7 protein-coding genes and 1 tRNA gene are annotated in these 7,924 nt (G+C 34.8%); 1 reads left to right on the forward strand and 7 read right to left on the reverse strand.

Features of this window, described 5'->3' with window-relative positions:
- Positions 1–57: 57 nt before the first annotated feature.
- The 7 genes from CXF67_RS12475 to CXF67_RS12505 form a co-directional block, all read right to left on the reverse strand.
- Positions 58–2,172, reverse strand: coding sequence for a peptidylprolyl isomerase (locus CXF67_RS12475; RefSeq protein WP_102089049.1), 2,115 nt, complete (start codon positions 2,170–2,172; stop codon positions 58–60).
- Between the two features lie 149 nt (positions 2,173–2,321).
- Positions 2,322–3,611, reverse strand: a complete 1,290-nt coding sequence (locus CXF67_RS12480; RefSeq protein ID WP_102089050.1) for a hemolysin family protein — start codon at positions 3,609–3,611, stop codon at positions 2,322–2,324.
- Positions 3,611–3,802 (reverse strand): hypothetical protein, encoded by a 192-nt coding sequence (locus CXF67_RS12485; RefSeq protein ID WP_015024613.1) that lies wholly within the window; start codon positions 3,800–3,802, stop codon positions 3,611–3,613. The genes CXF67_RS12480 and CXF67_RS12485 overlap by 1 nt, the downstream gene beginning before the upstream one ends.
- A complete protein-coding gene (gene lptC, locus CXF67_RS12490) occupies positions 3,799–4,359 on the reverse strand; it encodes an LPS export ABC transporter periplasmic protein LptC (protein ID WP_102089051.1) in 561 nt (186 codons plus the stop codon). Before lptC ends, CXF67_RS12485 begins: the two co-directional genes overlap by 4 nt.
- 1 nt (position 4,360) lies before the next feature.
- Positions 4,361–5,731 carry a tetratricopeptide repeat protein gene (locus CXF67_RS12495; protein ID WP_102089052.1) on the reverse strand — a complete coding sequence of 457 codons (1,371 nt, stop codon included), beginning with the start codon at positions 5,729–5,731 and terminating at the stop codon, positions 4,361–4,363.
- A 13-nt stretch (positions 5,732–5,744) separates the two neighbouring features.
- Entirely contained in the window at positions 5,745–6,995 is a 1,251-nt protein-coding gene (locus tag CXF67_RS12500) for a BamG family beta-barrel-assembly machinery protein (RefSeq protein WP_102089053.1), read from the reverse strand.
- Positions 6,995–7,726 carry a type III pantothenate kinase gene (locus CXF67_RS12505; RefSeq protein WP_102089054.1) on the reverse strand — a complete coding sequence of 244 codons (732 nt, stop codon included), beginning with the start codon at positions 7,724–7,726 and terminating at the stop codon, positions 6,995–6,997. Before CXF67_RS12505 ends, CXF67_RS12500 begins: the two co-directional genes overlap by 1 nt.
- Before the next feature lie 95 nt (positions 7,727–7,821).
- On the opposite strand from CXF67_RS12505, the gene CXF67_RS12510 reads away from it, so the two are divergent.
- Positions 7,822–7,894, forward strand: a tRNA-Phe gene (locus tag CXF67_RS12510).
- Positions 7,895–7,924: the final 30 nt, after the last annotated feature.

Genomic DNA, 7,924 nt, shown 5'->3' on the forward strand with positions numbered 1-7,924 from the left:
ACCCCTTTTAGTAAGGACTAAAAGGGGTTTTGTAAGTTAGTAGTAAATACCTAGTGATTAGTACACCAAATGACGATTATCCTCTATCTCTTTACTGTTCTTTAAAGCTTCGATAATAGGGCTTGTTCTAGGGTTTAATAAAGAGCGTGTTCTTTTCTCTGTTTCTTCTTTAGCAACAGCTCTATAAGATGGTAGAGCTTGTGCACCATTCTTCTCCAGAAGTTTTATAACATATACCCCCGTTTTTCCCTGTAAAGGTTTAGAAATATCATTGACGCTCATAGCAAAAGCAGCACCTACTATTTTGGGCTCTGTCCCACCTCCAGGAATAAATGGATTGCTGATGTTAACCGAAGATGCTTTTTGTTTGATTACACCAAATGATATAGCAACAGCATTCAAGTCTTTCCCTTCTATTTGGGATTTAATTTGTTCAGCTTGTTTTTGTTTTCTTAAAATCGGGGTAACAATGGCAGAGGCTTCTTCTGTTGACTGTAAGCCTTTCTTAGAAGTTTTAGTCACTCTTGCCACAATGTATCCGCTTCCTGTATCAAAACTCTTAATATCTCCTGTCTTAGTTTCTCCCTCAAAAGCCCACTTTACGATAGAGCGTTGACGACCTACACCTGGAATACTTTCATCCAATTTATTAATTCCATTAACAGGCTTTACAGTAAGACCGGTACTATCAGCCTCTTTTCTAAAGTCATTATCTTTTGCTGATAATTCAAATTTGCTAGACGATCGGTATAGTTCGTTTAGTGTTTTTTCTGAAGGCTCGACTCTTTTAGTGACTGTAGCTACTTTTAAAGCATCTTTAAGAGAGGTCCTGTCTTCAAGATAAATAACGTGAAATCCAAAATCGGTTTCTACAAGTCCATAACTATTGACTTTAGCTTCATCGAATACATAATCATTGAATTCTGGAACAAGAGCTCCGTAAATGATCCAATTAAGTTGACCTCCATTTTCTGCACTTTGGCGATCTGAAGAAAATTCACCAGCCAACTCAGCAAACTTGCTGGAGCTTTTACTCACCACAGCCGTTAAACTATCTGCTAGAAATTTGGCTTCCTCTTTTGTTCTAGTTACTGAAGCATCTACTCGAGAACCATTATAAGTAACTAAAATATGGCTCGTTTTTACAGAATCTGCTTTTTGAGTACGCTCTACGAGTTTTGAGATTTTATAGCTTTCATTTTCATAATAAGGGCCATAAACATCGTTCACCTCCAACTCTAAAATAGCTTGGGCAAATTCACCTTTCATGTTATACTCGAAGGTATAGTTATCAGTGTATGGCGTCTCTGAATGAACAGCAATAAACTCTTGAAGATCATCTGTAGTATTAAAATTAGATAAGCCTTCCGCTTCTTCTACCTTCTCGTCAGTCGTAAGTTTTGTGACCTCGTCTAAAACGAAAGAGTTATCTTCTTCTGAAGGTGTTTCTTCAAAATACACATACTCCAAATTACGCTTAGCATCTTGCTGAAATCTTTCTTTGTGGACGTTGATATAATTTTGAATATCAGTTTTTGTGACTTCAACTTCTTCACCCTTATCAAAAGGAACTTTTACGAATTCAAAAGTAAGGTTGTCATTTTCTTGGTGATAAATTTGTTTGCCTTCCAATAAGGTAATTTGTACTCCTGCCTTCACCATATTAAAATAAAGTTGTGACTTAGCATTCACTTCCATAGATTGCTCGAAGTTAACCCATTGTTGATATTGTTGTGGAGACGTTATCTTCAACTCAGCTATGAACTGCTTTAATTTTGCTTCATCAAAAAACCCAGCATCGTTAGAAAACCTTGGGTCTCCAGCTAATTGTTGAGACATAGCATCTGTGATCTGGTCTGCACCTACTTCTAGACCTAAGCTTTCAAACTCTTGTTCTAACAACGTTCTGCGTAAGTTGTTTTCCCAAGCTTGGTTTGCCGCTTGCAATGTGCTTACTCGCCCTTGGCTTTGTTGCACGATATTTTCTACTTCAGCAGCAAATTCTTCTCTACCTATTTCTTCATCACCAATTACACCAACACTGCTAGTTGCTTTGTCTGAAGAAAATCCTCCATTTTTGAATAAATCTGTAAGTACAAAAGCAAATAAAGCTAAAGCTATAATTACAATAAGAAAAACTGTTCGTTCTCTAATTTTACTGAGTATTGCCATTTTAAGATATTTTAAGAAATCTAGTGAGCGAAAATAAGATAATTAGCCCATATATAGAATTTTGTCGTTTAAAATATTTGAAACTCTTTTAAGTGATAAATTTGAATTAAAATTGAAATAAAACCATAGAGTATAACCTAGCTATAGGTCTATTCTGAGGTGTCAAGCTTAATAGAAACCAACTCTATCTTTTTGCTAGAAGCTTCCAGAATTTTTATTTTAAATTGATCTATCTCTACTTCTTCACCTACCTCTGGGATTTCTTCAGTCGTATTTACGATCATTCCACCCAAAGTTTCATAATTTTCACTTTCTGGAAGATTTACTTTATATTTTTCATTGATGTAATCAACATCTAACCGTGCTGAGAATTTATAAAAATTGCCTCTTATTTTCTCTTCTACCAAAACCACAGAATCGTGCTCGTCTTCAATCTCACCAAACAGCTCTTCTACAATATCTTCTACTGTCATCATACCACTTGTTCCTCCATATTCATCAACAACCACAGCAATACTCTTTCGTTTTTTAATAAGGATATTAAGGATTTCTTTAACCAACATCGTTTCAGGCACAAAAACAACTGGCATCAGGATACTTTTGATGTCTTGTGGATTCCTAAACATTTCAAAAGAATGGATATAGCCTACAATGTCGTCGTTGCTTTCTTTATAGACTAGTAATTTAGACAAACCGGTTTTTGTGAAAATTTGGACTAAGTCTTGAATGCCATCCGAAATATCGACAGCCACAATCTCATTACGTGGAATCATGACTTCGCGAGCTTTAACTTCGGAGAATTGTAAAGCATTTTGAAATATTTGTATTTCAGAATCTATATCCTGATTGAACTCAACGGTTTCCATTTGTTCGTTGATGTAATCACCAAGTTCTACTTTACTGAAGTTGAGCTGCACTTTATCCCCTTCAATTTTGAAAATTTTCTTTAGAATAAAATCAGATACCCAGATCACAAAACTGGAAATAAAACTGAATAAGTAATAAAAAATAAATGCAGGAACGCTGAATACCTTGAGTAATACATTGGCATAAATCTGAAAAAAGACCTTCGGTAAAAATTCTGCTGTAAAGAGAATGACGAGTGTAGAAATTAAGGTTTGCGTAAACAAACTGGCTTCAACAATAAGATAACTAAAAAATTCATTTTGTAAAGGCCGGAGAGTTTCAAACCAATTCATAATGAGATCGCCCATAAAAAAACCATATACCACTAAAGCGATATTGTTGCCTACCAGCATTGTAGCGATAAATTTGGAAGGTTTTTTCGTTAAGGTTTTAAGCACACTGGCAATGAGGTTGCTTTGGTTCTTTTGAAGTTCGATATGCACCTTATTGGCAGACACAAAAGCGATTTCCATACCAGAAAAAAAGGCCGAAAGTAACAAGCATAAAACGATAATGAGGACTTCTGTACTCATTATCGTTTATTTTTTTGTTCAATTTTATTTCTAAAACGTCTTTTGAAAAAAAACATAAACACCGCAAGGGCAGAAAAAAATAGATATAGATAAGCTCTACCTTCGCTATCTGCCCAAGTCCTTATGGCTTCTATGATAAAAAAAATGGCGAAAGCGATATAGGCAAATTCAAAATATTTGAAAAATTTCATTGGTCTTGGATATATTGGATACCTGTGTTAGTTCTTGAGTTGAAGGTATTAAATTTCTGATCGGAATCAAAGCCTTCTCCTTGGTTTCTAGCTCCATTGGAAAGTTGCAATTCGTAATTGTAATCTGTGAAAAGCCATTCTCGTTTTTGATCCCAATAAAGTTGAGGGCTTCTCATAATTGTACTATCGGAGGTCACAATACTTACGTTTTGTCTTAAGTCGATAAGTCCAGTTTCCAAATATTGAATAGCATAGTCTGAAGTTACCGTATTTTTACTAGAGTCTTCTTCAAAAAAATCGAGCTCAATACCTTGAGGAAATTCTCTAAAAGGGAATTCCCTATTAGAGAAGTCTAGCATTTCTGGACTTCTCAAATTAGCTTTTACAAAGCCACTGTCTGTATAGAAAAGGTTAAGGTCATATACCTTGGATTGAGGTTCTAGAAAATCTTTTTCCATCTCCTTTACATCTCTAAGGTTTCCCTCACACGCAAAAAGCATTGCTGTAAAAATACATACAGCAATGCTTTTGTAAATGAGTGATTCTTTTTTTGCCATTTTAGAGGGTTGGTACAACCACACTTTCACGTATCCAACAGTTAGAAAAAGATATTTTCTTACCTGCTGCATCTTCTTGGAAGATGTCTGATTTTTGTGGAGCTCTTCCCTTATAGCTTGCTGCAGTGGCAGTAGCTGTAGAACTTAAAGATGGATCTACACGACCAGCTCTTGAAGCATAATCTGCAGCCAACCAGTAAACTGATCTTTTGTCAAAAACAGATTCACCACAGTTATTTGCACTTTTAGCATACATATCCGCTATCTTTAAATAGGCGATCCCCATTGAAGGCTTGTTGTCTAAAGCTTTTCTGTAATAACTCCTAGCTTGAGAAAAACTTCCTTGTGCTTTATAATTATTGGCAATTCTATAGTAAATTCTAGATTTTCTAAATTTATCTGTAGCTAATTCGGCAGCTTCATTCAAATATTCTAGTGCTTTTGATCTATTTCCATCGGCTTCTGCAAGTTGTCCCAAAGAATAAGCAGAATTTGCTGATGGCTCTTTTTGATGAAGAGCTTCTGAAACTTTGAAAAATAAAGGATCTTCTGTACAGTCTTTTGCGGAAAGTCTCGCATTGGCATTTTTTAACCAATCTACATCGTTTTTCTTTTCTTCAAAGTCTTTCTTGTAAAGTGGGATTAGGTTATCGCAATCTGCTTTAGACCCTAACAAAGAGTTTACACTTCCTTTAATTTTAGTGTAATTTCTTAAATAGATTTCAGAATTTTTTAAAATCCTAGATTCTCTAGATGTCAATTCTTCTTGCGCTTCTTGTTTCTCTATTAAGGGTTTTGCTTCAGTTGCTTTGTCATTTTCTTGAGTTTCAATCAAGTCAATGACCTCGTCGTACTTATCAAATAAAAATTGGATATCTCTTTCTCCAGTATCGTTTAAGTCATTGGCGATTCTAAAGTAGGCATAGATTGCTACTGGTGAAGAAAAATTGTCCTTATCGATTTCAACAACATCTTCAAAAGCTTCAAGTCTTTCCTCTAAAGTCCCAATTTCATTTTTATACTGGATCATTGCTATATCAGCTAGCATATCTCCTTCTTTGGTACCATTAGGGAATTTCTCTAATCGCATTTTTTGATTAGCAATGTATTCCTGAATAAACTGCGTTTTCTCATCATCAGTTTCTGCTAGATCTATCATATCTTCAAGCATTTTTCCTCCACGTTGATAGATAAGAATGTTTAAATCAGCACAATTTTCTAAGAGATCCTTATATTTAGGATAGGCATCGTCAAAATTTTTGACTTTTGCGCTCTCATTAAATAAGCTAAGTGTGACATTACAATCTTGAGCATTTGCTATACTTAAAGCGAAGAATGCTCCAAAAAGTGTAAAAGCGATTTTAAACTTCATAATTTTAAAGTGTTTAATTATATTTAGATTTAATGAACCATTTATCGTTGAAAGAGAAACTCAAAAATACACTAATGAATTTTTCTTGTATTAAATTATTATTAGTTGTTCCTCTTTCAAAATACTCTACTCCCAAATTAGTATTGGTAAACACCCGACCTGCAGGTAAACCTAGTCCAAATGATATGCCAAACTCATCAATACCTTCACCTCGATATTCTAGACCTGTTTGCTCCATTCTAAGACCTGCCCTATAAACCACTCGTTTAAAGTAACTTACGGGATCGTTGTACCTAGGAATAAAATATCCTCCAAGACGGAAAACATCTGCGTCAATTTGAGCTACCTCAGGACCAAAATTGTAGGAAAGTGAAGAAAAATCTCCAGCTTGGTAATGTTCGTACTCCAAACCTACAAACCATTTTTTATCTTCCCCTATTCCAGCTCCAAAAGCTAACATTTCTGGTAATTTTATTTCAGAATCTCTAGGCTCGACATCAAATTCATCTACAACAATTTCAGTGTCGTTTTGGCCAATTTGAATAGTAGCGAGTTCTCTTCTACTATTTACACTTAAGCTTGAACCTGTTTCGTACCTCAAAGACGTATCAATAGTCAATTTTTCATTTAAATTAAACTTATAGAGAGCACCAACATTGTAAGACAATCCATTGATGTCGACAAAATTAAGTTCTCTCGAAGCAAACTGAATCTGGTCTCTAAAAATAAGACTTTTATTCTCAATATCTCCAAAATTATAATTGATAGTTCCTCCTAATCTAAAATTTTTAAAGGGCTCGAATCCTACAGAAAAGTGAACCGTATTTAACCCACCTCTTCCGTTTAGACGTGATACAGTTGTCGTGGTCCTTTCTTCTAACTCATAACCCACGGCACTTCTAGGTTTGACTCCAAAACCTACACCAAGATTATTAAAAGGAAGCCCAATAGCAATGTAATCCAAAGTCAAATAATCTAAGTCATCAGAACCAGAAGCAGACTCCAATTCGACTGAATTGGTTGTAGCTCCAGCGGTAAAAGTTGTTAACTTCAGATCTGAGTAGGCTGCTGGATTTTTTAAATTCAAATGAATACTATCCCCCAACATTCCTAATCCACCCATAGATCTGTTTTCTACAGTTCCTCTAAAGGCTTTAGTCCCAATTCCAAGAAAAGAATAAGGTGAGGATGAATTTTCTTGTGCTAAAGCAGAAGAAGTCGTTAAAAGTAGTGCCGAAGTAAAAAGAATAAATCTAATGAGCATTAATTTGAATTGAGTTGTAAAATTTTATTTAAACCTTTTAATAAAAAATTCGAAGTGGCAAATATGCTATTTTTTATAGATGCTGACAACAAATAATAATCCCCTCCTGTTAAAACAACTGTTAAATCTTCATAATCAGCAAGATAATCTTCAATATAACCATCGATTTCATAGCAAACTGACTTGAAAACTCCAATTTGCATAGCTTCATGAGTAGATTTACCGATAAAACATGTGTTTTGCCAAGACTTCGTTATCAACGGTAATTTTTCTGTAAACGTATGCATCGCTTTAAAACGCATTAGTAAACCTGGAGAAATAGCACCTCCTTGGTAAGTATTTTTTTTGTCCAAAAAATCATAAGTAATACAAGTGCCTGCATCTATGACCAAAACATCAGCATTAGGATAAATTTCCGAAGCTGCAGCCATAAGAGCTATTCTATCTAAACCTAGGGTTTCAGGGGTCGTGTAATTATTTTTAAAATTAACTTTACTTTGATGAGTAAAATCAACAAGATTTAACTGTGAAGTCAATTTGTTTTTTAAGTCTTCCGGAGCTTGAGCTGTTGAAGATATAATGCCATTACTGAGTTTAGGATAGGCTTCAATAAGATCATTTACATGTTTTAATACATTTTCTGAAGAAGATGACGTGTTTTCTAGCAGTTGATCTTGATCAAATATTGCTAGTTTAACCAGTGTATTCCCTATGTCAATAACTAAATTCATGTCAAAATTTGGAGTCAAAGATAGTGATAAGAATATTTCAAGTTTTGTTTTGTAGAATTAAATAATGGTTTTATATTTGCATCCGCATTAAAACTGGTGCCTTAGCTCAGTTGGTAGAGCAAAGGACTGAAAATCCTTGTGTCCCTGGTTCGATTCCTGGAGGCACCACCTTTTAAACCTCAACTTTAATTAGTTGAG

The sequence above is a fragment of the Psychroflexus sp. MES1-P1E genome, from assembly GCF_002836055.1.
Lineage (GTDB): Bacteria > Bacteroidota > Bacteroidia > Flavobacteriales > Flavobacteriaceae > Psychroflexus.

Excerpts from the sequence above, each read along its gene's own strand:
- CXF67_RS12475 (WP_102089049.1), bottom strand. The coding sequence starts at position 2,172 with ATGGCAATACTCAGTAAAATTAGAGAACGAACAGTTTTTCTTATTGTA.
- CXF67_RS12480 (WP_102089050.1), bottom strand. The coding sequence starts at position 3,611 with ATGAGTACAGAAGTCCTCATTATCGTTTTATGCTTGTTACTTTCGGCC.
- CXF67_RS12485 (WP_015024613.1), bottom strand. The coding sequence starts at position 3,802 with ATGAAATTTTTCAAATATTTTGAATTTGCCTATATCGCTTTCGCCATT.
- lptC (WP_102089051.1), bottom strand. The coding sequence starts at position 4,359 with ATGGCAAAAAAAGAATCACTCATTTACAAAAGCATTGCTGTATGTATT.
- CXF67_RS12495 (WP_102089052.1), bottom strand. The coding sequence starts at position 5,731 with ATGAAGTTTAAAATCGCTTTTACACTTTTTGGAGCATTCTTCGCTTTA.
- CXF67_RS12500 (WP_102089053.1), bottom strand. The coding sequence starts at position 6,995 with ATGCTCATTAGATTTATTCTTTTTACTTCGGCACTACTTTTAACGACT.
- CXF67_RS12505 (WP_102089054.1), bottom strand. The coding sequence starts at position 7,726 with ATGAATTTAGTTATTGACATAGGGAATACACTGGTTAAACTAGCAATA.